Below are 25,713 nucleotides of genomic sequence, written 5' to 3'. Positions count from 1 at the left end.
CGGGCCGCTCCACTAGTTGGTAATCGGCGCGTTGTCGCCGGTACCACCGGGCCGGCCGCTGGGGCCGTTGGACAACAGGTCGAAGTCGCGGCTATTGCTGCCGGGGCTGCGGTACTGGTAAGGCTGGCCCCAAGGATCCGGCGGGACGGCCTTCTTCAAATACGGACCACGCCAGCGCGGTTCGTCCGAGGGCTGTGCCATCAAGGAGGCCAGGCCCTGCTCGGTGCGCGGGAAGTGGCCGGTATCCAGGCGGTACTGCTCCAATGCCTTGGACAAGGCATCGATCTGCTGCTGGGCGGTGGTCACTTCGGACTTGCCCAAATTCTTGAACAGGTTGGGGCCGACCACGCCGACCAGCAGGCCGATAATGACCAGGGCAATCAGCAATTCCAACAGGGTGAAACCGATTTGGCGACGGCGCAAAAGAGGCATGGGAACTCGTGAGCGGGAAAAGCGTCGGATTATGCCATCCGTATAATCGTTCGGCATAGTCTAATTTACATTTATTATCGGCGAATCAGCGGTTTAGCCACGGTTTCTGGGCTTCAGCGTACCGGCCAAGCCAGGTCCAGATCCAGCGTCCACGGGCCTGTCACGCTGGTTTCGCGGCGACAGATGCCTTGCATGTCATCGGTACGGCAGGCGGCGCCATTTTGCGCGCCATCCGACTGTAGGCGATGCCGTTTTGCAACAAGCTGGGCACGCAGACGGCCGGCAGGGGCGGGCAGGAAGCGCAGGCTGGCTTCGGCCGAGTCGTCATTGCCGGCGTGGACCGCCAGTACCTTGCCGTCAGGTTGGGGCAGATAGATGTCGGCGTGGCCGAAGTGGCGGGCCAGGCTGGCCACGTCGCGTGCCTCGGCCAGCTTGCCGGCAAAGGACAGATAGACCTCCACGCCGGCGGACTGCCACTGCAGCGCGCGGTAGACGGCTTGGGCATCGCAAGGCCGGTCGGGTGGGCATTGCACGCTGGGGGTGGCGTCCAGGGTCAGTTGTGCCGGCGCCAGGCTGGCGGGCTGGACCGCGACGATCGGCTTGGCCGTATTTTGCGCCGCTGCGGTGTTGGGGGAGTTTTGCGCCATGCTCTGACAGCCGAGCAGCAGGCCGACCAGGGTGAGCGAAAGCAGGCGGGATGTTGTCATGGCGGACTCGGGTGACGATCTTCAAATCGCAATACCGGCACTGCCGGTATGACGGGACATTCTAAGGGTTTACAGCCGTGTAACGGAACTAATTCGACGCATCCATACGAGCCGGATTCGCCATCCCTGGCGAAGTACCAGGGATGGCGGGGGATAGCGGCTGTGCCGCCATCCCGGACCAGCAATTACTGCGGCAACTTCTTGGTGCTTGGTGCGCGGCTAGGATCGGCCGCCGGGCTCAGCAACCAGGCTTCCGCACCGGCCAGGGCTTCCTGGACCACGCGGGCGCCGTCGTTGGTGTTGGCGGTACCGAGGGCCATGCCGCTGTGGCGGGCAACCAACTGGTAGCCACCATTGGCCGACTGCGGGCACCACTGCTGGTTTTCACCACCGGTGACGGGCCACAGGATGGCTTCGGCGCCGGCGGTCTTGACGCCGTTGGCCACGTCGATGGCCAGGCCGCCCACCTTGCTGGCGATCTGATAGTAGCCATCGGCATTGCGCTGCAGACGCCAGCGGCTGGCGCCACCGTCCTGCCACAGCAGCAGCGGGGCGGAAGCCACGTCACCGGCCGGGGTCAAGGACTTGCGGCTGCCGTTCTGCACGATCTGGTAGTCGCGGGCGACATCCAGCACGGTGGCGCACTTGGTCGTGGTTGGTGGAATCGTCGGAGGCTTGGTGCCGCCGCCGTCGGTGGGTGTCCAGTAGGTGGACAACCAGCCGCCGTAGTTGAACGGCTTGTCCTTGGTGCAGCTGGCCGGGTTGCAATAGGAACCCCAGATCCAGTAGGTACCGCCGGGCTGGCCGTTGACCAGCAGGGTCATGGTGTAGCGCTTGCCGTTCAGGTCGACCACGTCGCCGTGCTTGTACTTGCCGCCGGCATCGTACTTGGTGGCGGTGGTGCCGCCGCCGTCGGTCTTCACTTCGATCACGTTCAGCTTGAACGTGGCGCTGGCTTCCTTGCCGTCACGAGCGATCACCTTGACGGTGACATTGGCGCTGCCGAAAGCATCCTTGACCGGTACGACCTTGATCAAGCGCTGATTGACACCTGCGCCGGCCTGCACGGTCACGCCGGTGGCGAGCACCACTTGCTGGTTGTCCGAGCGGGTTTCGAAGCGCAGACCGGTCAGGTCCGAGCCGGCCAGATCCAGCGTCAGGCTGCCGCCGACGTTTTCATCGACCACCAGTTGCTGGGCGCTGAAAGTTGCCTTGAGCGGGATGGTGCCGGTGGTGCCGGGATAGAACTTCTGCACCGAGGCGACGTCGCCCGGGCTCAGGTCGGAGCGTTGGCCCATCTGGCGTGCATCGATGCGGCTGTCCAGCGGCACGATGGTGTCCTGGCCGTTCTTGCTGAAGGCCCAGCTCGGGTAGTGCATGACCGAGTAGTAGTCATAGCTGCCGACCGTATCGACCTGGTTGGTGCGCAGCTTGGTGAAGTTGCCCTTCGCCCAGTCTTCCACGTTCTGCTCGTTGATGCGGACATAGCTGTCGCGGTCCGGACGCATCTGTTCGTGCATCCAGCCCAGGGCGTGCAGCATTTCGTGGGCGGCGGTGCCGGGGTATTCGCAGCCGGAGCCGATCGAAATATCCTGCGCGCTGCCTTGCATGCCCACCATGGAGTAGCAGCCGCCGCCGGCGAAGAAGCGGACGTAGTTCGGCTCGCTGCTACGGGCGACGAAGCGAACGGCGGTCTTGTCCGAGATCAGCTTCATGCCGGCCTGGATGGCGTTGCGGGCAGCTTGCGACAACTGGCTGTCGTAGACGTAGTAGACCGTGTTGTTCGGCCAACGGCTGGCACTGGCGTAGTGGTTGTCGGACGGGATGTGCGACTGGTTGACGCTGGGCTTGCTCCATTCACCGACGGTGAAAGGGCGGATGCCGGTGCGTTGGATATCGGCATGCTTGCCGAGCACGATATCGCCGTACAGGGCGTAGCCGTCTACCACGCGGTAGGTGATCTGCTCATCGCTGCCTTGCAGCTTGGCGGTAGCCAACACCGGCTTGCGCGGCACGCTTAGTTCGGGATTGCCCACGGCATTGGTGGTCTGGGCGAAGGCGCCCAGCGCGGTCACCACCAGCAGGGTGAGGGCGGAGAATTTCAGTTTCATGGCGTAGTCTCGATGATTTGTCGATGGGCGATCAGCGTGTGACGGCGATCAGCGAAAGACCCTGGATAGCCGAGTAGGCATGCACCAGCACGTAGTAGCGGCCAGCTTGCGGCTGCTTGATCAGCACGGCTTCGCTACCGGTTTCGCCGGCCGAGTAGACCGTGCCGGTGTCGGTGGTGCTGGGCTGTGGTGCCGCGCCATGCTTCACGTACAGGTCGGCATCGCCGCTGCCGCCGCCGGTGCGGATGGCAAGGAACTTGGCGCCGGCCGGCACATCGATGGTGTAGCGCAGCAGACCGTTGGCCTGGCCGACCAGGTTGGCCTGGGTCACGCCGTTCTGCAGGGTGCTGGTGTTGCCGCCGCCGCCCGGAACCGGCGGGACGTTGGCGCAGGTCACGCCCACTTGACGGAACGCATCGATCACGTCGGCACGCGGCATGCTGCGGTCGTCGGCAGCGCGGATCACGCCGCAAGCGCCGTCGTTGAAGTCCGACTGCGGCTTCCAGTACAGCATGTTGGCGGTAGCGAAGGTGGTGAACGCCTTGCGTACATCCCAACCCGGCTTGTTCGCCAGCAAGGCGAAGGCCTTGTTGTAAACGCCGCTGGACAAGTGTACGTCCATGCCGCTGCGGTACTTGCTGGCGTGGCCGATGGACATGCCGTCGCGCTCGGGATCGAGCATGTAGCGCATGGCGGTGTTGCGATCGCCGCGCATGATGTCGTCACCGATCATGAAGCCGGTCTTGCCGCGGGCATACACTTCAGCGGCGGCCGAAGACATATCGGAGAACGCTTCGTTCATGCCGCCGGACTGGCCTTCATAGACCAGGTTGCTGTTCTGCTGGGTGAAGCCGTGGCTCACTTCATGGGCGATCACGCCCAGCGAGACCAGCGGATACATGCGGCGGGCGCCATCGCCGAAGTTCATCGCCTGGCCGTCCCAGGTGGCGTTTTCCCAGTTTTGGCCGGTATGCACGCGCAGGGTCAGCTTCTGCTGGATGGGACGTTTGCCCAGCCAGTCGTTGTACAGCTTGAACACCACATTGCCGAAATAATGGGCATCGTTCAGCGGGGCATAGGCGCCATTGGCGGCACGCACGGTATTGCGCGGGGTGCCGGTGCTCGGGCAGCTGGCCATGCGGTAGGCGCGGCCGGTGCCTTGCCAGGTGTTGCCCATGTCCATGGTGATCACGTTGGCGCTGTCGAACTGGCAATCCTGGGTCAGGTCCAGCGCGGGCTGGTCGCGGCCGTATTCGTACTGGCCGATCTTTTCGTTACCGCCGGGGCCGGCGGCATCGCGGTGCGCCAGGCCATCCCACTGCTTCGTCACGCGGCCGGTCTGCGCATCGATCATGAAGTGCGGGCGGCTGGCGTTCTGGCCGGGTACGTACATCGATACCAGGTAGAACATCTGGGCGCGGTTCTGTTCATCCAGGCGGATCAACAGCTCGTTTTCTTCATTTTGCGCATAACGCACTTGCACGCCGCGCGATTGGGCGATGCGCTTGGCGATGGACATTGCCTCGGCGCTGCCGATACGCGGCTTGGCATTCGGCAGGTCGGCGGCGATGCCTTGCACCAGCGTACCGGCGTCGAAGTTGCGCGAATCGGACAGTGTGCCGGCGACATTGCGCGAACGGCTGCTGACCGGTGCGGCTTCGCCCCAGACGCGGATGCCTTGATGGAATTGGGTGTACTTGGTCTTTTCGCTACCGTCCGCGGTGGTCACCGTGGTGCCGGGGCGCAGCTCTACGCCTTGACCGACCGCATCAGCCGCCGGCATGCCCTGGCTGAGATCGATACGACTGGCTGCCAGGGCGGTGGTAGCGCTGGCAACTGCCATTGTCAGCATGGCCAACCGCCAAATTGAAGCTTGTTTTGTCCTCATGATCTTCCTTGGTAGTGAAATGTCGCTTATGACGGCGGCGATTAAGCAGTACAATTGGATTAATGTAAATATGCAATTGTCATAAATATCACCCAAACCGACGAACGGTTGTTTTTCCGGTCCTGTCGGGATGTAGGGACAAATGCATCCGTTGTATGCATTTGTCATATCCAGGTGTATAGTTCACGCCGCTGTCAAACCGCGCCGTGGACGGGCTTTAGCTAATCAATTCCGTGGCGCACTCATCACGCAAGGCGTGCGGCCCTGGTCGCCAAGCGCCACTACGGAATAAAAAAAGATGAACTATCGCCTCCACGCTCGCGGCCAATTGGCCATAGCCCTGGCCCTGGCCTTTAGTACCGTCCACGGCGCCATCCCCCCCAGCCCACCGACTCAGCAAGCCGTCGATCCTTCCACCCGCCATAGCGTGGTCGGTACCGCTACCCAGCCGGTGCTCAAGCCGGTAACGGCCGATATCGCCAATCCGGACATGGCCCGCAGCCGTGCGCTACAGCACGCCATGGCCGATACCACGCCCTGCCGGGTGGAAGATTTCGGCGCGGTGAAGGGCGATGCGCTGGTCAGCCTGGTCAAATCGCAAACCACTTCCTGCATCGGCAAGCTCTATACGGTTACTGGCGGCACCGCGCGCGCTGCCTTGAACGAAGCCCAGATGATCAGCATCGCCGGCGCGTTGAGACAGGCCGCGCAGGGCTACGATGGCACCAACCGCAACCAGATCCAGCAATTGGTCGCCTATCTGCGGGCAGGCTATTTCGTGCAGTGGTATCACAAGAGCGATGTGGGCGATTATGGCCAAGGCCTGAAGACTGCCATCCGCGCCGCCCTGGACGCCTTGTATGCCAATGATTCGCTGCGCAAGGTCAACAGCGAAAACGGCGATCTGCTGAGCGAAGCCGTCACCCTGATCGATAGCGCCGGCGAGAACGCCCGCTACCTGCCGGTGGTGCTCGACCTGCTCAAGCGCGCCGACGATAGCTATTTCAAGAACTGGTCCATGCGCAATGCGGTGAACAACGTCTTTACCGTGCTGTTCCGTGGCCATCAGAACGATGATTTCGCCGCCCTGGTCCGCAATGACACCAAGGTTGTCGACGCGCTGGACAAGTTCTACCGGCAACGCCTCTCGCTGCGCGGCACCGATTCGGAATTCGTGCTGGTCAACGCGGTACGCGAAGCCGGCCGCTTCATGAAGTATTCGGAGCGCAAGGAGCAGGTCAAGCCGCTGCTGCGCACCGTCTTGCTGGAAAACGAAATGGTCGGCAAGGGCGCCGGACTGTGGCTGGCCTCGGCCAGCATGGCCGACTACTACGATGCGGCGAATTGCAATTACTACAACACCTGCAATTTCAAGGTCACGCTCAAGAGCAAGGTGCTGTCCAAGCGCTACGATTGCAGCCCTTCGCTGAAGATCCTGGCGCAGGACATGAATACCGAACAGTTCAAGCAATCCTGCGCCCTGATCGGCGCCGAGGAAAAGCTGTTCCACTACGGCATGTTCGGTGGCGATCCACAGGCCAGCAAGCCGGTGCCGAATGACAAGAATTCGGCGTTGGAAGTGGTGGTGTTCGACGATTACCAAAACTACGCCACCTATGCCAGCGTGCTGTTCGGTATCGACACCAACAATGGCGGCATGTATCTGGAAGGCAATCCGGCCGATGCCAACAACCAGGCCCGCTTTATTGCCCATGAAGCATCCTGGAACCGGCCGGCTTTCCAGGTGTGGAACCTGGAACACGAATTCATCCACTACCTGGATGGCCGCTACGACCTGGAAGGCGACTTCGGTCGCTCCAATGCGGTCAATAGCGTGTGGTGGGGCGAGGGCGTGGCCGAGTATTACTCGCATCAGAACAACTATCCCGAAGCGATCACCGAAGGCCGTCGCAAGACCTATGCGCTCAGCACCATCTTCGGCAACAAGTACGATATGGGCGACTACACCAATCGCGCCTATCGCTGGGGCTACCTGGCCGTGCGCTTTATGTTCGAGAAGCACCGCGCCGACGTGGAAAAGGCGCTCAGCCTGACGCGCAGCGGCGACTACGCCGGCTATACCAGCCATATGAACAGCCTCGGCAGCCGTTATGACGCCGAGTTCGCGAAGTGGCTGGAAACGGTCGGCGACAGCGGCGAGTTCGCCGGCGGCAAGCCGGCCGGCAGCACCGGCGGCAATACCGCGCCCACCGTGACCGGTTTGGCCGATCAGCGCATCATCAGCGGCCAAAGCGCCACGCTGGCCTTCACCGTCGCCGACAAGGAAACACCGGCAGCGCAATTGAGCGTCGCCATCGCTTCCAGCAATCCGGCCATGTTCCCCGCCACATCCATGATCCTGGGCGGCAGCGGTGGCCAACGCAGCCTCAAGCTGCAGCCACGGGCCGGCCAACTGGGTACCGCCCAGCTGACGGTGACGGTATCGGACGGCAAGTTGTCCGCCAGCGGCAGCTTTACCGTGACCGTGAGCGGTGATGGCGGCGGCGGTGGCGGCAATTGCCCAGCCCGCAGCGATGCCTTGGCCGACGGCTGTACCCGCGTGGTTTCCGGCACCGGCGCCGCCTACTACTACATCAATGTCCCGGCCGGCACCCGGCAGCTGCGTTTGAGCACGGGCGGCGGTAGCGGCGATGCCGATCTGTACGTGCAGGACGGCAAGGGCTGGCCTACCGAAAGCAGCTATGTGGCCAAGTCGGTACAGGCGGGCAATAGCGAAACCGTGCTGATCGAAAAGCCGGTGGCTGGCTACTACCACCTGATGCTCAAGCCCAAGTCGCCCTTCGCCAATGTCAAGCTGAGCGCGGCCTTCAATGGCGCGGGCGGTGGTGATGGCGACTATAGCGAGAGCAAGTGCCCGGCCAATCCGCAAGGACTGAGCGACTATTGCCTGCGCGGCAACCTGAGCGGCGAACGTGGTTTCTTCTGGGTCTATGCACCGGCCAACGCCAAGCGCATCACGCTAAGCACCGAAGGCGGCAATGAACTGGCGCTGTTCGCCAAGACCGGCACCTGGCCTAGCACCAGTGATTACCAGTACCGCTCCGCGGCCGGTAGTCAAAACCTGGTGCTGGATGATCTGCAAGGTGGTAATCGCTACTACCACGTCTTGCTGCAAGGCAAGTCGCCTTATCAGGGTGTGAAATTGAAGGCACGGGTGGAGTAAGCGGGTCCGCGCAAGGAAAAACCGGTGGCTAAGCTAGCCACCGGTTTTTTTACATTGCATCTATGATTTGAAAAGGAGATTTGTTTTAGTGCGTGTCGGTATGGTGGAAGTGTGAAGAGGCAATTTAAAATTATTGATGCAAAAAAACCTCATCGATATGGTTGGCTGATAATAATTGCTCCGCCCAGTTTAGCAATTGCTCGCTGGTTGCACGGGCCAGTCGTACGTCTACTGAATCCGGTAATCGGCCATATTTGCGCAGGAGTAAATGGCGCAGCATATTAGCTGGGCCGTATTTCCTCCCCTGTAGTATCCAGTCCGTGGTCCAGCGTTTTACATTATTTGCCAACATCGTTGCGAGTCCTTGTAAATCGGTTATAGCGTCCAGCTCGGTGGCCGACCATTTCAATTGTGGAAATTTATCGGGTATCGTAAGCTTGATATAAGTTGTGACGTCTCGTCGCAATGCAGCTTCCTTCGGTGCCGCCAAACAGACCATCAGATCATCCAGTATGCCGATCAAGGCTTCAGGATTTTCGGCGTTATTCACTCGAAAGATATGCGATAGCACGCCCATTTTCCTCATGAAATGCTGCTCCTTTCATCTTCTTTGGCAAATCAATACGCTTTGCCTGGTTGTGAAATTAGAAAGCACGGGTATAAGAGTCTGACCCGAAAACACAATGACTTGCCAGCACTTGATCTGGCATCTCTATTTTACTTGGCGGGGCCTTGCTGAGATGGTGTTTCGCCCTATTACCCAGGCAAGTTCACAACACGTTCAAAAATAAAAAAGGTGCGCTGCAAGGTGTGTAGCACCTGGCAATACGATGAAGCCGCATACAAATTCCATGTTCAATGTGGCCCGAACACATCTTTGAGTGTGGCGGCCGAAAAAATTTGCGCACTCCAGCTTTTCAACTGATCAAACGTTGCCTCCTTGAGCTGCATCTCCACCCAATCCGGTAGTTGACCGTATCTGAGCACGAGCAAATGGCGCAGCATGGCTTGGCCCTCGATCCGCCCTTCCTCACGCCCTTCCTCACGACCTTTTTCGAGGCCTTGTGCCTCCCCTTTTTGTAACAATTCCTGGTTCCAGCGCTGTGCTCTGTTCGCCAACATCGTTGCGACTCCTTCCAAATCGATTTCCCGGTCCAGTTTCCAATCCTGCCAGCCCATTTCCGAGGCCTTGGAAGGCAGCAGCACCCTGGTGATCCAGGCGTTCACATCCCTCCGCAGCTCCGCATGCTCCGGCGCAGCCAAGCAGCATGCCAGATCGTGCACGATGCCGTCGCACTCGGCCGCATGGGCCTTTTCCAAACGAAAGATGGCTGCCGCCACGCTCTTCAGCTTCTGTAAATCTTCCTCCGGAATGGCGCGCTCGTCCAATACCAGGTAGCGCATGTGCGGCCGGAAATCCGGCAGGCGACCGGGGCCAGGCTCGATCAATTCCTCCAGTTCCAGCGGGGCGTTCCAACGAGGCTCGCCGTTATACAGCACGATGGGCAGGACCGGCGGCAGTTTGCCACTGGCGGTCAAGGGGAAATTTTTACGATTCTTACCGAGATCCAGATACAGCTGCGTGACGTAATTGGCCACCCGCAGCGCCATTGAGTGATCGATCCGGGATTGGAACTCGATCAGAATGCAGATGTACAGTTCACGGTCCGCCAGCCGCACCTTCCACACCACATCGTTCATTTGCTCGCGCAAGTGATCGTTGACGTAGTTCCCATTGATGCGTTCGAGGGAGGAGAAATCCAGCTGAGCGATCCAATCCTCGCGGATAAAATCATGCAAAAATCCCTTGACCACGAAGGAATGGGAAAACATGCTCTTATAGGCAGCGTCGTTTTTTCTTCTCATCCCACGAGGATGCCTCGCTCGCGCGGGGCGGTTAATACGGTCTTTGCCTGATTTTTTGATAATAACTAGACGCCTGGCGGCCCAAGGCGGACATATCAAGACGTTTTTCGAATGGCTCGCCTTCCCTAGTATTTATGATATTAACGTGTAAATTCACTGCCCTGTATGGCTTTTTGCATCGGCCAGGTAAATGATGGGCTAGTTTACCTTTCGCCGCCACGCAGAATTCTTCCCCAATTTGCCAGGTACTTGCTCAAGTTGATCGCGATCTCTAAGCCTGTAGAAGACCTCCTTCATCGTGTTCTCAGACTTAATTCCAGTAATGTCGCGACCGACGGCATTTGTTATCTCGCCATTCTTTTCGAGGTAATCCATAACGAGCTGTTCGGGCGATCCAAGACTTTCATGGCGAAGAGTTACTACTACTGAATTCTCGCGCTCCTCAATAAGCGGTTTTTTGAGCCGTAGTTTTTCCATGGCCTCAAACGTTGTACGGAGACCTTCACCAACATCTTTATTTGGAGGATTCTTAAATTTGTTGACGAGACGGACAAGTTTAGGGTTGCGGGCAAACTGGGTCTTGGTTATCAGGTCGATAGTTACGTGGCCGGGCAGTCGCCCCGGACTTTCAATCTCCAGACGGTTGTCAAAGATTCTAACCTGGACATCTGCGGCGATACTATAATCCCGATGGAGAACCGCGTTAGTCAGAACTTCGTGAAGCGCCTCTTCAGGATAGGCAATCGATTCGAGTCCATCAGGACCAAGCTTCTTGATTTCCTCAATTAGCCTTTTGCATTTATCAACGCCATCATACACCAGCGAATAAATCGGCCCTTCTATGGTTAGCGGATCGAAAGCCAGGAAATCGCGCTCGCCATGTTCCTTCGTTTTATATCGAAGTATCTTTATGGCTGATCGTTTCGGAAGGATTGCCTGCGGCAGGTCACTGTAAAGAAGGACACTTGCGACAGTGGGGCGACCATCAACCAATGTCTGCTGCTTGGACAGCCATTGATCAGGTTCTGCAGATGGCACAACGTCTAGCAAGAACTCAAGAATTGTTATGGAATTCGCAACTTCTTCGACCCTGGTATTAATAATTTCATCCTCAAATGATTTAATCCCCTTGTCGTACTTTAGCCTGTCAATAGCACCTTCGCCTTCGACCGGAAGGCTCTGCGCACCGCGCCGAACATAGATCTTTCCATTCGACGCAGAAATGATCTCCTTGGTCTTATACATCGTAAGATGTAACACGAGACCAGAAGCTTCGGCGGACCCAAGAAACTCAGCGTTGTAATGATTGCTAAGAGGACTCATATTTTCAATGACCTGGATATGGGCATTGGCGCCTTCTTGATCGTTGAAGCCATTCCAATTCCGTTCTTTGCCTCGCTCGCCTTCAATCTCTTCGATGCCAATGAATAATTCACCACCACTTGTATTGCAGAATGCCGCCGCAGTCTTGGTTAGGCTACTTGGCGCAATATCAATACTTTTTAAATCGATAAAATGCGATTCCTCAATCAATAGCACGGCATTCAATTGTGCTGAATTTATTATTCTAAGCGGAATTGGCATAGTGTGTCCTTGGTGATGTAGCGCTAATTTTTAACCCCTGAGGCTCGGCCCAGTTCGCGCGCCCCTCAATAGGGAAGGGTTAGCATTAACATGGATCTGAATTGGCCTCCAGCTTCAGTCTATCTTGGTTAGATGGTGCTACGCATCCCCAAGATTGAGTAGGTACTCATCGACAGATAGGCTAGTGGTCGTTTGGCATCACAAAGTCGATTGTCTGTCCAATACCAGATAGCGCAGATGTGGCCGCCCGGGTTAGAGCCGGAAATCCGGCAGGCGGCCGGGATCGGTTTAATCAATTCGTTCAGGCCCAGTGGTGCGTTCTGGCGTGGTTCGTCGTTGTACAGCACGATGGGCAGGATCGAAAGCAGCTGGACGGCATCGTTATTAAGGCATCCCACAATATTGCCTGGCTCGTATGGGATGGGAAATACGGGCTTTACTTGCACTTTGACAGAACCTGGCCGGAGCTCGATTCCCTTAGACGGCCACTTTCGGTGGCAGCGCTTGGGCGCCTATTTCCGCCAGCGCCGGTTCAAATTCAACGCGGCCCGAACACTTCATCGATACTGCTGGCCAACAAGATGTGGTCATCCCAGCTTTCCAATTGCTCGAATGTTGCACCGCTCAACCGCTCCTCTACCCAGTCCGGTAGGGTGTCGAATTTACGCTTGAGCAGACGGAGCAGCATATTGGCTTCGCCCTTCTGTACAAACTCTTCAGCCCAGAGGTCCATCTTGTTCGTCATCATCGCTTCGACTCCTTGCAAATCACTTATCTCGTCTAACTGAGCCGTCGGCCAGTCCAATTGCGGAAACTTGGAAGGTATCAATATGTTGGCGATCCAATTTTTCAACGCCTTACGCAGCTCTTCATGCTCCGGTGCCGCCAAATATCGCTTCAACCTGCGTATTATCCTGCGCCCGACTGCCGGGTTTTCGGCGTTTTCCAGCCGAAAGATGTCCGCCACCACATTCTCCAAGCCCTTCAAATCTTGCTCCCGAAAGGCGCCCTGGTCCAATAGCATATATCGCATGTGCGGCCGAAAATCCGGCAGCTTGCCAGGACCGGCTTCGATCAGTTCGTCCAGTTCCAGGGGCGCGTTCCAACGCGGCGCGCCGTTGTACAGAACGATAGGCAAGACCGGCGGTAACTTGCCGCTGGGCGTCAATGGCAGGCGCTTCGGATCCTTGCTCAGGTCCAGATACAACTGCAGCACATAGCTGGCCACTCTCAGCGCCATGTTGGGATCGATCTTGGATTGAAATTCCACCAGCAGGCAAATATAGAGTTCCTGGTCGGCCAGCCGTACCTTCCATACCACATCAGTCATCTGCCGACGCCAGCGTTCAGTGACAAAGCTGCCGTTGATTTGCTCAAGTGTGGAGAAATCCAACTTTTCTTTCCATTCCTCGTCGATAAATTCGCGCAGCAGATCCTCTACCGCGCGAGGAATGGAGAACATGCGTTTGTAGGCGGCATCGTGATCGAACATTCCACTAGCTTGCCTGGGTCGCGCAGAGCGTGAAATACGGCCTTTGCCTGAACTTTGACCAGGGCAAGGTAGAACTCTGCCCCCTTAGACCGTCACTTCCCGTGGTACGACCTGAACATTCGTTTTCACCTGCACAAGCCGTTTACGCACGCGCCGGTTCAAAGGCTCCGCATACCATTTAGCCACCACCCCCGCCAACAAGGCCGACAGCACCAGGAACAAGGCCAGCCAAAGTGGCTTATAGGCATAAGGCATGGCTTCAGTGGGAATCAGGTTGCGCATCAGCGCCAGCACGATGATATGGAACAGATACAGCTCATAGCTGTGCCGTCCCATCCAGCGCACCGCCGCCAGGGGCGCGCTGCGCAGCAGTGGACCCGCCTGCTTGCCGGTGGCGCCGATCAGCAGGACAGCACCGGCCAGCGCCACCAGGCTGAATCCGAACACCTCATTGCCATGGATGCCGCGCAGGTAGACCGCCGCCAGCAGCACGGCGGCCAGGACCTGCGCCAGCTGCCCCATCCTGCTGGCGAGCTTGATGCGCCTGGCCAGCATGGCTGCCAGGCAGCCGATGGCGATCGCGTCGAAACAGGCGAGATAGCCACATTCGAAAAACAATTCGTCGTCGCTATGCAGGCTGCGGTAGTAAGGTCCGATGACGATAAAGGCAAGGCATGCCAATATGATCAGCCAGTCGCGCCGGAACAGCAGGCACAGCAGCGGAAAGCCCAGGTAGAACATCTCCTCCACCGAGAGCGACCAGTAAATATTCAGGCAGTAATTGAACCAGCCTACTTCCTGCATCAGCACATTGTGCCAAAAGGTCAGCACCGACCCGGCCGATATCCAGAAGTAGCTCGCCGAGCGGACTTGGCCATCATCGCTATTGCCGAAGAAGGGCAGCTCCAGGCTGCCCAAGCCGACGATTACGGCCAGGGCCAACAACAGGCAAGGCAGGATGCGGCTGGCCCGGTACGCATAAAAAGCCTTGAGATCGATGTTGGCCAGACTGCCGTGGCGCTGGAGCACACTGCCGGTAATCAGAAAGCCGGAAATGACGAAAAACAGGGTGACGCCAAAATTACCGTTGATGGCGACCATCTTGACGGCCTTGGGCGAGAACCATTCGGCGAAAACGCTTATGTGCAGGCCATAGGCCAGATGGAAATGCAGCAGCAACACCAGGGCGATGGCAATGCCGCGCAACAGGTCGATGCGCGGGTTACGGGCAAGGAATGTCTCGGACATCGCTTACCAACCCGCAGAATGAGTACCCAGCGGCATGGCCGGGAGCCGCCAATGGGCCGGCGTGACGCTGAGTTCGGCGGCGTGGCGGACGGCGCGCAGGCGGCCATGGCCGGATTCGGATTCCTCCAGCCAGCCGGCTAGGCTGTCCGGGTCGAATTCAGCGATATCCAGCCCGCCGGGCACCCTGCCCAGGCCCCGCAGCCAGTGCGCGGTTTGCGCCAAGGACACCCGTACATGCCAGCTACCGCCTTCATTCGCTCGCCGATGCAGGGCGGCCATGGCGCCCAAGGCCATCAAATAGCCGGATGCATGGTCCAGGACCTGCATGGGCAACGGGCGAGGCGCATCTTGTCCGGCCGCTTCCGCCTCGGCATGGTTGAAGCCGCAGGCGCTCTGCAGCAGCGAATCGAAGCCGCGCTTTTGCGCCCACGGGCCGATATGCCCATAGGCCGACAGCGAGATATAGACGATGCCCGGCCGCAGCGCAGCCGCCTGTTCCGGACCAAAACCCCGCTCCGCCAGTCCGCCGGGCCGATAGCCTTGTACAAACAAGTCGGCATCGCGCAGCAGCGCTTGCAATGCGCCACGGTCGCCGGCCTGCTCCAGGTCGAGATGGCAGCTGCGCTTGCCGCGCCCGGTGTCGATGTCCAGGGGCGGAATGGTAGGGAGCTGCGGCGAACTGATATGGAGCACTTCCGCGCCGTGCGCAGCCAGTGTACGGCCGCACACGGGACCGGCAATCACCCGGGTCAGGTCCAGGGCGCGGATGCCGGATAGCGGCCGTTCGGCAGGTGCTGGCGGCTGGACCGGCGCATCGCCGATACGTTCCAGCGTGAACGCCGGTAGTGCACGCACGGCCGCCGCCTGGGGATGGGCATCCCATTCGGCGAATGAACGCATGGCCGCCACCACCATGCCTTGCTCGGAGGCCGCGGTCTCGAACGCTTCGGCCTGCCAAGCTTGCAATGCGGCCTCGACGCTGGCGCGATCATGTTCGCAACCCAGCAGCTTAAGCACACCATCGCGGTGGTGCGGAAAATTGGTATGTAGTCGCAGCCAGCGGCCGTCGCCGCAGCGATAGGCACCGGCGATCTTGTCCCAGGGGTCGGCCGGTTGCTGGTCGTCTACCCGCAGATAGCGTTCGCTGCGGAACTCGGCAACGGCATGGCCCATGTCCACCGAGACGGTCTGGTGTTGGCCGTTGCGAAGGCGCCAGAGTTCGGCGGCGGCCAGGCCGGCAGCGGCGATACTGGCTTGCGCGGCGGCGCCGACGGCGAAGGACGAGGGCAGGGACCGGCTACCGCCGAGACGGACCCGGGCCAGGGCGGCCGGATCGAGGCCGCTAGCCTGCCAGAGTTGGGCCAGCGCTTGAACAGCGGAGGTGGTTTGGTCGAGCATGCATTTCCCTGTGGCTTTTTTTTGCGCACTATCCGACGCATGCCGGAGAGGCGGCCTTAACGGTCGCGTTTTTCCCGATCGCGCGGCGCTTGCTCATCCGTGCTGGGTTCAGCCTCGCCGTCCGTTTCCTCTGGCTCGACCACTTCCTCTTCCGGGACTTCTTCCTCTTCGGTGGACGGACGCATACCCTGCGTACCGATACCGCCCACAAAGCCATTGCCCGGCGTATAGGAATCCATATACCACTCGCCATTCAGCTGGCTGACCCCTGGCACCGGTTCCACCACGTGGGTCGGTACGCCCTTCAATACCTTGCCCATGAATCGCATCCATTGCGGCAGGGCCAGTTGCGAGCCGGCGCTGCTGCCCAAGGGGCGCGGCTGGTCGAAACCTATCCAGCTGACGGCCACCAGGGTGTGCTGATAGCCGGCGAACCAGCCATCGCGCGCGTCGTTGGTGGTGCCGGTCTTACCGGCCAGGTCGGTGCGGCCCAGGCTGTTGCTCTGGTAGGCGGTGCCGTGCTGAGCCACACCGGTCAGCAGATCGTTCATCAGGAAGGCATTGGCGGCCGAGATGGCCCGAGGCGCATCGACGGCGGCCAGTGCCGGCTGGGCCTGCTGCAGCACCTGCTGTTTGCCATCGCGTACTTCCAGGATGAAATAGGGCTTGACCCGGTAGCCGCCGTTGGCGAATACGGCATAGCCGCCGGCCAGCTGCAAGGGTGTGACCTGGCCGGCACCCAGGGCCATGGGCAGATAGGGCGGAACCTGCTTGGGGCTGAAATTGAAACGGGTGACGATATAGTTGCGCGCATAGTCCACGCCGATATTTTCCAGCACCCGCAGCGCGACCATATTCTTGGATTTCTGCAAGCCGCGGCGCAGCGTGATAGGTCCCAGGTAGGCGCCATCGTCGTTCTTGGGCTGCCATTGCTCATCCCGGTTGGGATCGAGCCGGAAAGACATGGGCGAGTCATTGACCAAGGTCGCCGGGCCAACGCCTTTTTCCAGCGCGGCGGAATAGACAAAGGGCTTGAAGGTGGAGCCGGGCTGCCGTATCGCCTGGGTAACCCGGTTGAAAGGGTTGGCCTTGAAATCGAAGCCGCCGACCAGGGCGCGAATGGCGCCATCCTGGGGCGCCAGGGCGACCAGGGCGCCCTGGATTTCCGGCAGCTGGCCGATTTCCGGTTTGCCCTCGGCATTGCCGCTGATGCGCACCATGGCGCCGGGACGGATGCGCATTTGCGGCGAGGCATCGCTACGCATCCCGGCGGCGGCGAAGCGTAAACCGCTGGGTGGGATCAGCTGGGTATCGCCATCGCGGTCCATCACCTTGACGCCACGGCCGCTGACCGACAACACCACGGCCGCCGTCAATTGGTCTGCATCAGGATGGCTTTCCAAGGCATCGGCGACGGCGTCAGCCTGTTCGTCGGCATCGGCGGGCAGGGCGACAAAGCCCTCGGGTCCACGGTAGCCGCGCCGGCGATCGAACTCCAGCAAGCTGCCGCTTACCGCCTCCCAGGCGGCGGTCTGGGTGGCGTAATCCAAGGTGGTCTTGATGACCAGGCCGCGTGCATAAGCCGACTCGCCATACTGTGCCACCATCTGCTGGCGCACCATTTCGGCCAGGTATTCGGCATGCGGGCTGGGTGCCGAGGCGCTGATCTGGCCGTCGGCCAGTTTGAGCGGCTCCGCCAGTGCGCGCTGGTAGCTGGCGGCATCGATATAGCCCAGCTCATGCATGCGCTTGAGGATATAGACCTGGCGTACCCGGGCGCGCGTCGGATTGACCACGGGATTGTAGGCGGCGGGCGCCTTGGGCAGGCCGGCCAGCATGGCCGCTTCGGCCAGGGTGATCTCGCGGACTTCCTTGCCGAAATAGATGCGGGCGGCGCTGGCGAAGCCATAAGACCGCTGCCCCAGGTAGATCTGGTTCAGATACAGCTCCAGGATCTCGTCCTTGCTGCGTACCGCTTCGATCTTGTAGGCGACCAGGATCTCCCGCAGCTTGCGGGTCCAGTTCTTCTCGCGGGTCAGAAACAGATCCCGTGCCAATTGCATGGTGATGGTGCTGGCGCCCTGGCCGGTGCCGCCGCTGCTGAGATTGGCCATGCCGGCGCGCAGGACGCCCACGATATCGATCGCGCCATGCTCGTAGAAGCGGGCGTCTTCGATGGCCAGCACCGCTTGCTTGAGGTGTATCGGCGTATCGGCCAGCTTGAGCATGCTGCGCCGCTCGCGACCGAATTCGCCTATCAGCACGCCATCGCTGGAATAGACGCGCATCGGCAGCTTGGGTTGCAGATTGTCCAGCTCGTCCAGGGACGGTAATTCGCGCCCCAGCCACCAGAGCCCGCCGGCCAGGGCAATCAAGCAGAGCGCCAGGAGGGTGAATATCCACCGCCGGTGGCGTCGCCATAAATCCAATAAACGAGCGAGTCCGGAAGATAGCTGGTCAAAAAGGGGATTGGTCACAGGCGGCGATCGGACGGATGGATGGGAAAGCGGGCGATATGCACGTGCCCGCTATTGTGCCTTGGCTTACTGGGTCTAGCTGAATGCCTGACAGATGGCATCGAACTGATCCGCTTTGAGCGAGGCGCCTCCCACCAGCACGCCGGCGATGTCCGGCAACTGGCGCAACCAATCCGCGCTGGCGGCATTGACGCTGCCGCCATACAGCAAACGCACGGCAGGGCGATTGTCGGCCGCTCCCATGGCCTGCGCGATCAACTGGTGCAGATAGCCGGCGATATCGGCCACATAGTCGGCCGTGGCGGTCAGGCCGGTGCCGATGGCCCAGATAGGTTCGTAGGCGATAACCAATTGCTCGATACGCGCCGGTTCCAAATGAGTCAGCACCGCCTGCAATTGTCGTTGGAGTACGGCGCGGGTCTCGCCGGCCTGTTGCTGTGCCAGCGATTCGCCGATGCAGAGGATAGGGGTAAGGCCATGTTCGAGTGCCAGCAGCACCTTGCGGGCCACGCGGGCATCATCGTCGCCGAAATCGGCACGCCGTTCCGAATGGCCGACGATGACGTAGCGGCAACCGAACTCCAGCAGCATGGCGGCGGCGACTTCGCCGGTATAGGCGCCGCCGGCCTCATGGCCGCAGTTCTGCGCACCCAGGCCGATGGCACTGCCGGCCAGCAGCGTGGCCGCCTGGGCCAGGTAAGGGAAGGGCGGGCACACCACCACCTCGGCCGGACCGGTCTCGGCGCTCCGCAGCGCATTGAGCAAGGCGGTATTGGCGGCCAGGCTGCCATGCATCTTCCAGTTGCCGACCACCAGTTTGCGTTGCTGTACGGAATTGATATGCATGGTTTGTCTCAAAATTGTTCTGCAGGGCGCACCTTATACTAGCGTACGGGGATTTTCTCAAACTACCGCTACCCGGAAACGGCGCGCCGGCCTTTTTTGCGCATCGCGCGCAGCACGGCGAGGGTGGCCACTTCGTCGGCGCGTAGTCCGCTCGCCGAACTGGCGGTATCGTCGATTGCCGCGAGATATTCGGACAAATCCCCCGCCAGATGCGCCGCCAGGACGGCAGGGTGGACGTAGCAGCGGCGGCAAACCGCAACGGTGTTGCCGAGCTGGTTTGCTACCTCCGTCATGGCCTGCACCTGTTGTCGGCGTGGCGATAGCGCCGGATCCGCTTTACGCAGCGCCTCCACCGCCAGGCAAGTCCCCGCCCGTTTTCAGGTCGGCCGCGAGCTGGGCGCGCAATCTGGGCAGCACTTCGGCAAAGGCCAGCAGGCGCTCGAACTTGCGCTCGCTGCGCCACGTCTGCCAGCTGGGGTGATAGCGATACTGCTTGCGATGGCGCGCATCACGCGCGGTAGCCTGGATATGCCCGAGTGGGTCGGGATTGATCCACACTTCGCGCCATGCGGGTGGGAGGGCAAGCGAGCGGAAACGGCGCAACTCGGCTGGATTCTTGATTGCCTGGCCGGCCGCATCGAGATAGCGAAACCCGCGCCCATAACGCCGGCGGCTGATACCCGGCCCCTCATCGCCTCCATGATGCAGGCCCGCCCGCCGTGCTTCTCGGTGGCCTTCATGCTTGTTCCACATGCAATGGGCGTCTCAAGGATGCTCCGCATTTTCGACGGTGCGGCGAAGTGCGCACGGCGCCGGCGAGGCCGGGCGCTGTTTGGATGCAGCAACGTGCATGCGTGTAGCGGTGAACTGGTTCCAAAGTGGATATAAGGCGTGCAATTCCGTTTATTGGGACGGCTCGCGCGCTTCAGGATGCCACTTCTTTTGTCCAGTCTTCGAGCGTCAATCCACCGAGCATGCGCGCTCGTGAGAACGCGCCATCCCTCGTAACCAAGATCGCCTGGCCCAGTGCCTGCGATGCGGCCAGCGCTAGGGTCTTCGCATGCGCGGCAATCATCATGTCCATTGGCGCGAGCGTCACACCACCTGCCTCACAGGCTATGCGTAGCTCACCGTAGACTTCAGCCACCTTGGCCGTCCAAGGCAAGACCGGCACGTGCGCCAGGAACTCGTGAACCTTGGTCGTGAGCCCCAGAGGATGGCCGCGCTTGGCGACGCCGTACAGCAGTTCGGCTTGCGTCACGACCGAGACCGCGACGCAATGAATCGGTACCGCAACAAGGCGCTCCCGCACGCGTGGGATGTCGCCCTTGATGATGTGGCTTGCAATGTTGGTGTCGAGCAGATATGTCGTCATACCGGTGTGTCGTCGAACGGGTCGCGGGAGTGCTCGCCCTGATTGCGATCAGCCTCGCTCATGAAGTCGGCCGGAACGTCCGTTGTCGCATCAAGGGCGAAGAAGCCATCCCACGAATCTGGCCGGCGTGACAGGATCACGTCGCCCGTGACCACATCCCGGCGGATGTAGACCTCCTTCTCGTCGAAACGGAATTCGAGCGGCAAGCGAACTGCCTGGCTGCGGCCCGTGGTGAAGATTTTGGCGGTCTGTGTCATGGCACGTACTCCTACTTACGATATGTATCGAAGAATGTACTCATCGACGATACATATCAAGCCATATATCAAGTATTGCGCACGACCCTGCCATCCACGCTATCTGCTTACGCTAAGTGTTGTGCAAGCCGCAATTCCTATCAATGGCAGAGATACTCGCCCGTATCCATGCTTACGCCTGCCAATTCCTCACCCGCTCCACCGCCGAACGCCACTTGCGCCGCCGTTCCGCCGCCTCATCGCGGCTGATGGCCGGCTCGAACACCCGGTCCATCTGCCAAAACGCGCTCAACCCGGCCATATCGGGATAGACCCCGACCGCCAGCCCGGCCAACAGGGCCGCGCCCAGCGCAGTCGTCTCCAGCACCTTGGGCCGCACTACCGGTACGCCCAGCAGGTCGGCCTGGCATTGCAGCAAAAGGTTATTCGCCGCAGCCCCACCATCGGCACGCAATTCGGTCAAAGGCTCGCTGGCGTCGGCCTGCATCGCTTCCAGCAGATCAGCCGACTGGTAGGCAATACCTTCGAGCGCGGCACGAGCGATATGCGCCTGCGTGGTGCCGCGCGACAACCCCAGCAGTCCGCCGCAGGCATGCGGGTCCCAGTATGGCGCGCCCAGGCCGGTAAAGGCGGGCACGAAAAACACCCCGCCACTATCCGGCACCGAGGCCGCCAGTGGTTCCACCGCCGAAGAGTTGGGCACCAAGCCCAAACCATCGCGCAGCCACTGCACCACCGCACCGCCGATAAAGACGCTGCCCTCCAGTGCGTAGCGCGGTTTATCGTCGCCGCTGGCTGCCAGCGTGGTCAGCAAGCCATGGCTGGATTGCAGGGCCGTCTGGCCGGTCTGCAACAGCATGAAACAGCCGGTGCCGTAGGTATTCTTGGCCATGCCGGGTTGGTGGCAGGCTTGGCCGAACAGGGCGGCTTGCTGGTCGCCGGCGATGCCGGCGATCAAGACCGCACTGCCCAGCAAATCCGCTTCGGTTTCGGCGTGGCGGCCGCTGGAGGTGACCACTTCGGGCAACAGCGAGGCGGGGATATCGAGCAGGGCCAACAGCTCATCATCCCAGCGCTGGCTATGGATATTGAACATCAGCGTACGGGCGGCATTGCTGGGATCGGTGATATGGCGGCGGCCGCCGGTCAGGTTCCAGATCAACCAGCTGTCCACGGTGCCGAAGGCCAGTTCGCCTGCCTCGGCCTTTTGCCGGGCGCCGGGGACGTTGTCCAACAGCCAGGCCAGCTTGGGCCCGGAGAAATAGGAATCGAGCAACAAACCGGTGCGTTCGCGCACCATGGCTTCATGACCGGCGTCGGCCAGTCGTTTGCAGTGTTCGGCGGTGCGGCGGTCCTGCCAGACAATGGCATTGGCCAGCGGCTTGCCGCTGGCGCGATCCCACAGCACCGTGGTCTCGCGTTGATTGGTAATGCCGATGGCCGCCAGCTGGCGGGCTTCGATGCCGGCCCGCTCCAGCGCTTGGCGGGCGGTGGCCAGTTGGCTTTGCCACAGATCGAGCGGGTCGTGCTCTACCCAGCCCGGCTGCGGAAAGTGTTGCGGGAATTCCTGCTGGGCACTGGCGACCGGCAGACCATGCTCGTCGAACACGATGGCACGGGAGCTGGTGGTGCCTTGGTCTAGGGCGAGGATGTAGGGCATGGCATGGGAATCCATAGTGTAGAAAGTTCGACGGGTGGCCTTCGCCACCCGTCACCTGCTGCTTACCTTACTTTACCTTACCTTCTTTCCAAGCCTTCAACAGCTGCTCGTAGGGCACGGTCTCGCCCTTCGGCTTTTCGTTGGCCAGTTTGGCCCACGGCGCCGAGCCCTTCGCTTGCCATTGCTTGGCGTCGGTTTCGGCGTTGAGCTTGGGCGCGCAAGCCTTCATGCCGGCGCGTTGCAGACGGGCCATGACGGCGTCCATCTCCTTCGCCAGGTTGTCCATGGCTTCCTGCGGGGCCTTCTCGCCGGTGACCGCGGTGGCGACGTTCTTCCACCACAGCTGGGCCAGCTTGGGGTAGTCGGGGACGTTGCTGCCGGTGGGGGTCCAGGCTACCCGGGCCGGGCTGCGATAGAACTCCACCAGACCGCCCAGCTTGGGCGCCAGATCGGTCATCGCCTTGCTCTGGATATCCGACTCGCGGATGAAGGTCAGGCCGGTGATGCTCTTCTTCAGCGACACCGTCTTGGAGGTGACGAACTGGGCATACAGCCAGGCGGCTTCGCGGCGGGCCAGCGGGGTGGACTTGAAGAAGGTCCAGGAACCGACGTCCTGATAACCGTTCTGCATGCCATCCTTCCAGTACGGACCGTGCGGGCCGGGCGCCATGCGCCATTTCGGGGTGCCGTCCTTGTTGACGACCGGCAGGCCGGCCTTGTTCATCGAGGCGGTGAAGGCGGTGTACCAGAAGATCTGCTGGGCGACATTGCCTTGGGCGGGCACCGGGCCGGCTTCGGAGAAGGTCATGCCCAGCGCCTGGGGTGGGGCGTACTTCTTCATCCAGTCGATGTACTTGGTCAGCGCATAGACGGCGGCCGGGCTGTTGGTGGCACCGCCACGGCTCATCGAAGCGCCCACCGGCGTGCATTTGTCGTCGGCGACGCGGATGCCCCATTCGTCCACCGGCAGGCCGTTCGGCGTGCCCTTGTCGGCCGAACCGGCCATGGACAGCCAGGCATCGGTAAAGCGCCAACCCAGCGAAGGGTCTTTCTTGCCATAGTCCATATGGCCGTAGACCTTGGCGCCGTCAATGGTCTTCACGTCATTGGTGAAGAAGTTGGCGATGTCCTCGTAGGCCGACCAGTTGACCGGCACACCCAGGTCGTAGCCGTACTTGGCCTTGAACTGTTTCTGCAGCTCCGGCTTGGCGAACCAGTCGGCACGGAACCAGTACAGATTGGCGAATTGCTGGTCGGGCAGCTGGTAGAGCTTGCCGTCCGGCGCGGTGGTGAACTTGGTGCCGATAAAATCCTTCAGGTCCAGCGTGGGGCTGGTGAATTCCTTGCCTTCGCCGGCCATGAAGTCGGACAGCGGAACCACTTGGCCGTAACGGTAGTGGGTACCGATCAGGTCGGAGTCGGAGACCCAGCCGTCATAGATATTCTTGCCCGACTGCATCTGGGTCTGCAGTTTTTCAACGACGTCGCCTTCCTGGATGATGTCGTGGTTGACCTTGATGCCGGTAATCTCGGCAAACGCCTTGGCCAGCGTCTTGGATTCGTAGACGTGGGTATCGATGGTTTCCGAGACGACATTGATCTCGGTGATGCCGGCCTTCTTCAGCTTGTCGGCGGCGGCGATAAACCACTTCATCTCGTCCATCTGCTGCTGCTTGGAAAGCGTGCTGGGCTGGAATTCCGCGTCCACCCATTTTTGCGCTTCCGCCGGCCCCGCCATTACCATCGGCGCCGCGAAAGCGCAGGCGATTGCCACTACCAGTTTCTTGACCACGGCTGTCTCCTGTTTTGTCTAGCCATACCTTCGGTGCAAATGCACGCCGGCCGGAAGGCTCGGCCGGCGTTGTCGTAATCGGTCTTTCAGCCCCAGCGCATGATCAGCAGCAGGAGCACAAAGGAGCCTCCGGTGCCGTACCACTGCGGCAGATCGCTCAAGCCGGCCCAGGCCAGGTTGACGTAGGCCGCGCTGAGCAGGCCCAGGAAGAGGCGGTCGCCGCGGGTGGTGGTCAGCGGCAGCAGGCCGCGCCGTGCCACCGTGGGGCTAAGTAGTTCCCAGACGGTCATGCCGATCAGCATCAGTGCGATCGCGCTGAAGAACACCGCCACGGGCGTAGTCCAAGCCATCCATTCCATAACATTTAACTCCCTTTGCTATTCCTGAACGTTCAGTTCAGCACCCGGCGGAGCCGGGTGTTAACCGCCTAAAACAGTCTGAATCGTCGTTCCGCTTGATTTATTCCTACTCCCCCCGCCCTCGTACCCGCAAGGAGTAGGCCGTGGTTGTACGGTGCCTGCGGCACCTACAACCACGCACCCGCCGCGAGGGAGCCTCGCTGACGCTCGTGCGGAGCGCGAATCGAGCTTGGGCACCTTAGACCCGGCCCATGGCAAAGCCCTTGGCGATGTAGTTGCGGACGAAATAGATCACCAGCGCGCCCGGCACGATGGTCAGTATCCCGGCGGCTGCCAGTACGCCCCAGTCCATGCCGGCGGCACTGACGGTACGGGTCATGATGGCGACGATGGGCTTGGCATTGACCGAGGTCAGGGTGCGCGCCAGCAGCAGTTCCACCCAGCTGAACATAAAGCAGAAGAAGGCGGTGACGCCGATGCCGGCGCCGATCAAGGGGATAAAGATGCGCACGAAGAAGCGCGGAAAGCTGTAGCCGTCGATATAGGCGGTTTCGTCGATCTCGCGCGGTATGCCGGACATGAAGCCTTCCAGGATCCACACCGCCAGCGGCACGTTGAACAGCATATGGGCCAGGGCGACCGCGATATGGGTGTCGAACAGATTGACGCTGGAATACAGCTGGAAGAAAGGCAGCAGGAAGACCGCCGGCGGGCTCATGCGGTTGGTCAGCAGCCAGAAGAACAGATGCTTGTCGCCCAGGAAGCGGTAACGGGAGAACGCGTAGGCGGCCGGCAAGGCCACCGCCAGCGACAGCACCGTATTGATGGCCACATAGATCATCGAATTGACATAGCCGCTGTACCAGGACGGATCGGTCAGGATGGCCTGGTAGTTGGCGAAGGTCACCAGCTTGGGCCAAAGGGTGAAGCTGCCGCTGATCTCGTCATTGGTCTTCAATGACATATTCAACATCCAATAGATGGGCAGGATGGTGAACAGCAGATAGAGCATCAGGCCGAAGTAGCGTTTTTTCATG

Annotated in this window: 22 protein-coding genes; 1 reads left to right on the top strand and 21 read right to left on the bottom strand. The window is 60.6% G+C overall.

Translation table 11 applies throughout. The annotated features are described in order from the left end of the window. Positions 1-12: 12 nt before the first annotated feature. The 4 genes from gspG to FNU76_RS03020 form a co-directional block, all read right to left on the bottom strand. A complete protein-coding gene (gspG, locus tag FNU76_RS03035; protein ID WP_143856336.1) occupies positions 13-432 on the bottom strand; it encodes a type II secretion system major pseudopilin GspG in 420 nt (139 codons plus the stop codon). Positions 433-545: 113 nt separating this feature from the next. Next, positions 546-1,139 carry a hypothetical protein gene (locus tag FNU76_RS03030; protein WP_143856335.1) on the bottom strand — a complete coding sequence of 198 codons (594 nt, stop codon included), beginning with the start codon at positions 1,137-1,139 and terminating at the stop codon, positions 546-548. 185 nt (positions 1,140-1,324) lie between these two features. Then, complete coding sequence (locus FNU76_RS03025) at positions 1,325-3,250, bottom strand: M12 family metallopeptidase (protein WP_143856334.1); 1,926 nt, start codon at positions 3,248-3,250, stop codon at positions 1,325-1,327. A 31-nt stretch (positions 3,251-3,281) separates the two neighbouring features. Beyond that, entirely contained in the window at positions 3,282-5,102 is a 1,821-nt protein-coding gene (locus FNU76_RS03020) for a M4 family metallopeptidase (RefSeq protein ID WP_223879204.1), read from the bottom strand. 334 nt (positions 5,103-5,436) lie between these two features. Here FNU76_RS03020 and FNU76_RS03015 point away from each other — a divergent pair, with 334 nt between their 5' ends. Next, complete coding sequence (locus FNU76_RS03015; RefSeq protein ID WP_143856333.1) at positions 5,437-8,322, top strand: M9 family metallopeptidase; 2,886 nt, start codon at positions 5,437-5,439, stop codon at positions 8,320-8,322. 130 nt (positions 8,323-8,452) lie between these two features. Here FNU76_RS03015 and FNU76_RS03010 read toward each other — a convergent pair whose 3' ends face one another. The 17 genes from FNU76_RS03010 to FNU76_RS02930 form a co-directional block, all read right to left on the bottom strand. Continuing rightward, a complete protein-coding gene (locus FNU76_RS03010; protein ID WP_143856332.1) occupies positions 8,453-8,908 on the bottom strand; it encodes a hypothetical protein in 456 nt (151 codons plus the stop codon). Positions 8,909-9,177: 269 nt separating this feature from the next. Beyond that, complete coding sequence (locus FNU76_RS03005) at positions 9,178-10,188, bottom strand: Rpn family recombination-promoting nuclease/putative transposase (RefSeq protein WP_223879322.1); 1,011 nt, start codon at positions 10,186-10,188, stop codon at positions 9,178-9,180. A 198-nt stretch (positions 10,189-10,386) separates the two neighbouring features. Next, the gene (locus FNU76_RS03000; RefSeq protein WP_143856330.1) at positions 10,387-11,772 is read right to left on the bottom strand and encodes an ATP-binding protein; all 1,386 of its coding nucleotides are present in this window, start codon (positions 11,770-11,772) and stop codon (positions 10,387-10,389) included. 128 nt (positions 11,773-11,900) lie between these two features. Continuing rightward, a complete protein-coding gene (locus tag FNU76_RS02995) occupies positions 11,901-12,218 on the bottom strand; it encodes a hypothetical protein (protein WP_143856329.1) in 318 nt (105 codons plus the stop codon). A 92-nt stretch (positions 12,219-12,310) separates the two neighbouring features. Further along, complete coding sequence (locus FNU76_RS02990) at positions 12,311-13,264, bottom strand: Rpn family recombination-promoting nuclease/putative transposase (RefSeq protein ID WP_143856328.1); 954 nt, start codon at positions 13,262-13,264, stop codon at positions 12,311-12,313. 84 nt (positions 13,265-13,348) lie between these two features. Then, complete coding sequence (locus tag FNU76_RS02985) at positions 13,349-14,512, bottom strand: acyltransferase family protein (protein ID WP_143856327.1); 1,164 nt, start codon at positions 14,510-14,512, stop codon at positions 13,349-13,351. A 3-nt stretch (positions 14,513-14,515) separates the two neighbouring features. Beyond that, positions 14,516-15,910: a CoA transferase gene (locus tag FNU76_RS02980; protein WP_143856326.1), complete on the bottom strand. Its 1,395-nt coding sequence runs from the start codon at positions 15,908-15,910 to the stop codon at positions 14,516-14,518. Between the two features lie 56 nt (positions 15,911-15,966). Beyond that, the gene (locus FNU76_RS02975; protein WP_143856325.1) at positions 15,967-18,285 is read right to left on the bottom strand and encodes a penicillin-binding protein 1A; all 2,319 of its coding nucleotides are present in this window, start codon (positions 18,283-18,285) and stop codon (positions 15,967-15,969) included. Positions 18,286-18,462: 177 nt separating this feature from the next. After that, positions 18,463-19,233 carry a triose-phosphate isomerase gene (gene tpiA / locus FNU76_RS02970; RefSeq protein ID WP_143856324.1) on the bottom strand — a complete coding sequence of 257 codons (771 nt, stop codon included), beginning with the start codon at positions 19,231-19,233 and terminating at the stop codon, positions 18,463-18,465. 68 nt (positions 19,234-19,301) lie between these two features. Beyond that, positions 19,302-19,526: a hypothetical protein gene (locus tag FNU76_RS02965; protein ID WP_143856323.1), complete on the bottom strand. Its 225-nt coding sequence runs from the start codon at positions 19,524-19,526 to the stop codon at positions 19,302-19,304. Between the two features lie 43 nt (positions 19,527-19,569). Then, complete coding sequence (locus tag FNU76_RS02960) at positions 19,570-19,986, bottom strand: DNA topoisomerase IB-related protein (protein WP_143856322.1); 417 nt, start codon at positions 19,984-19,986, stop codon at positions 19,570-19,572. Positions 19,987-20,158: 172 nt separating this feature from the next. After that, positions 20,159-20,608, bottom strand: coding sequence for a type II toxin-antitoxin system VapC family toxin (locus FNU76_RS02955; protein ID WP_143856321.1), 450 nt, complete (start codon positions 20,606-20,608; stop codon positions 20,159-20,161). Continuing rightward, positions 20,605-20,865, bottom strand: coding sequence for an antitoxin (locus FNU76_RS02950; protein WP_143856320.1), 261 nt, complete (start codon positions 20,863-20,865; stop codon positions 20,605-20,607). Before FNU76_RS02950 ends, FNU76_RS02955 begins: the two co-directional genes overlap by 4 nt. A 172-nt stretch (positions 20,866-21,037) precedes the next feature. Next, positions 21,038-22,525: a glycerol kinase GlpK gene (glpK, locus tag FNU76_RS02945; protein WP_143856319.1), complete on the bottom strand. Its 1,488-nt coding sequence runs from the start codon at positions 22,523-22,525 to the stop codon at positions 21,038-21,040. A gap of 67 nt (positions 22,526-22,592) precedes the next feature. Continuing rightward, on the bottom strand, positions 22,593-24,317 hold the full coding sequence (locus tag FNU76_RS02940; protein ID WP_308418600.1) for an ABC transporter substrate-binding protein: 1,725 nt from the start codon (positions 24,315-24,317) through the stop codon (positions 22,593-22,595). A gap of 86 nt (positions 24,318-24,403) precedes the next feature. Further along, on the bottom strand, positions 24,404-24,676 hold the full coding sequence (locus tag FNU76_RS02935) for a DUF2160 domain-containing protein (protein WP_308418599.1): 273 nt from the start codon (positions 24,674-24,676) through the stop codon (positions 24,404-24,406). Positions 24,677-24,914: 238 nt separating this feature from the next. Further along, entirely contained in the window at positions 24,915-25,712 is a 798-nt protein-coding gene (locus tag FNU76_RS02930) for a carbohydrate ABC transporter permease (RefSeq protein WP_143856317.1), read from the bottom strand. Position 25,713: the final 1 nt, after the last annotated feature.

The sequence above is a fragment of the Chitinimonas arctica genome (genome assembly GCF_007431345.1).
Taxonomy (GTDB): Bacteria; Pseudomonadota; Gammaproteobacteria; order Burkholderiales; family Chitinimonadaceae; genus Chitinimonas; species Chitinimonas arctica.
The sequence above is the reverse complement of the archived record's forward strand: the minus strand, read 5'-3'. Positions and strand labels throughout refer to the sequence as shown.

Bases quoted from the DNA above. Each gene is read 5' to 3' on its own strand.
- FNU76_RS02960 (WP_143856322.1), bottom strand. From the start codon at position 19,986: ATGTGGAACAAGCATGAAGGCCACCGAGAAGCACGGCGGGCGGGCCTG.
- FNU76_RS03015 (WP_143856333.1), top strand. From the start codon at position 5,437: ATGAACTATCGCCTCCACGCTCGCGGCCAATTGGCCATAGCCCTGGCC.
- FNU76_RS02935 (WP_308418599.1), bottom strand. From the start codon at position 24,676: ATGGAATGGATGGCTTGGACTACGCCCGTGGCGGTGTTCTTCAGCGCG.
- FNU76_RS02930 (WP_143856317.1), bottom strand. From the start codon at position 25,712: ATGAAAAAACGCTACTTCGGCCTGATGCTCTATCTGCTGTTCACCATC.
- gspG (WP_143856336.1), bottom strand. From the start codon at position 432: ATGCCTCTTTTGCGCCGTCGCCAAATCGGTTTCACCCTGTTGGAATTG.
- tpiA (WP_143856324.1), bottom strand. From the start codon at position 19,233: ATGCATATCAATTCCGTACAGCAACGCAAACTGGTGGTCGGCAACTGG.
- FNU76_RS02950 (WP_143856320.1), bottom strand. From the start codon at position 20,865: ATGACACAGACCGCCAAAATCTTCACCACGGGCCGCAGCCAGGCAGTT.
- FNU76_RS02985 (WP_143856327.1), bottom strand. From the start codon at position 14,512: ATGTCCGAGACATTCCTTGCCCGTAACCCGCGCATCGACCTGTTGCGC.
- FNU76_RS03000 (WP_143856330.1), bottom strand. From the start codon at position 11,772: ATGCCAATTCCGCTTAGAATAATAAATTCAGCACAATTGAATGCCGTG.
- FNU76_RS02965 (WP_143856323.1), bottom strand. From the start codon at position 19,526: ATGACGGAGGTAGCAAACCAGCTCGGCAACACCGTTGCGGTTTGCCGC.
- FNU76_RS03005 (WP_223879322.1), bottom strand. From the start codon at position 10,188: ATGAGAAGAAAAAACGACGCTGCCTATAAGAGCATGTTTTCCCATTCC.
- glpK (WP_143856319.1), bottom strand. From the start codon at position 22,525: ATGCCCTACATCCTCGCCCTAGACCAAGGCACCACCAGCTCCCGTGCC.
- FNU76_RS03020 (WP_223879204.1), bottom strand. From the start codon at position 5,102: ATGCTGACAATGGCAGTTGCCAGCGCTACCACCGCCCTGGCAGCCAGT.
- FNU76_RS03025 (WP_143856334.1), bottom strand. From the start codon at position 3,250: ATGAAACTGAAATTCTCCGCCCTCACCCTGCTGGTGGTGACCGCGCTG.
- FNU76_RS02980 (WP_143856326.1), bottom strand. From the start codon at position 15,910: ATGCTCGACCAAACCACCTCCGCTGTTCAAGCGCTGGCCCAACTCTGG.
- FNU76_RS02990 (WP_143856328.1), bottom strand. From the start codon at position 13,264: ATGTTCGATCACGATGCCGCCTACAAACGCATGTTCTCCATTCCTCGC.
- FNU76_RS03030 (WP_143856335.1), bottom strand. From the start codon at position 1,139: ATGACAACATCCCGCCTGCTTTCGCTCACCCTGGTCGGCCTGCTGCTC.
- FNU76_RS03010 (WP_143856332.1), bottom strand. From the start codon at position 8,908: ATGAGGAAAATGGGCGTGCTATCGCATATCTTTCGAGTGAATAACGCC.
- FNU76_RS02955 (WP_143856321.1), bottom strand. From the start codon at position 20,608: ATGACGACATATCTGCTCGACACCAACATTGCAAGCCACATCATCAAG.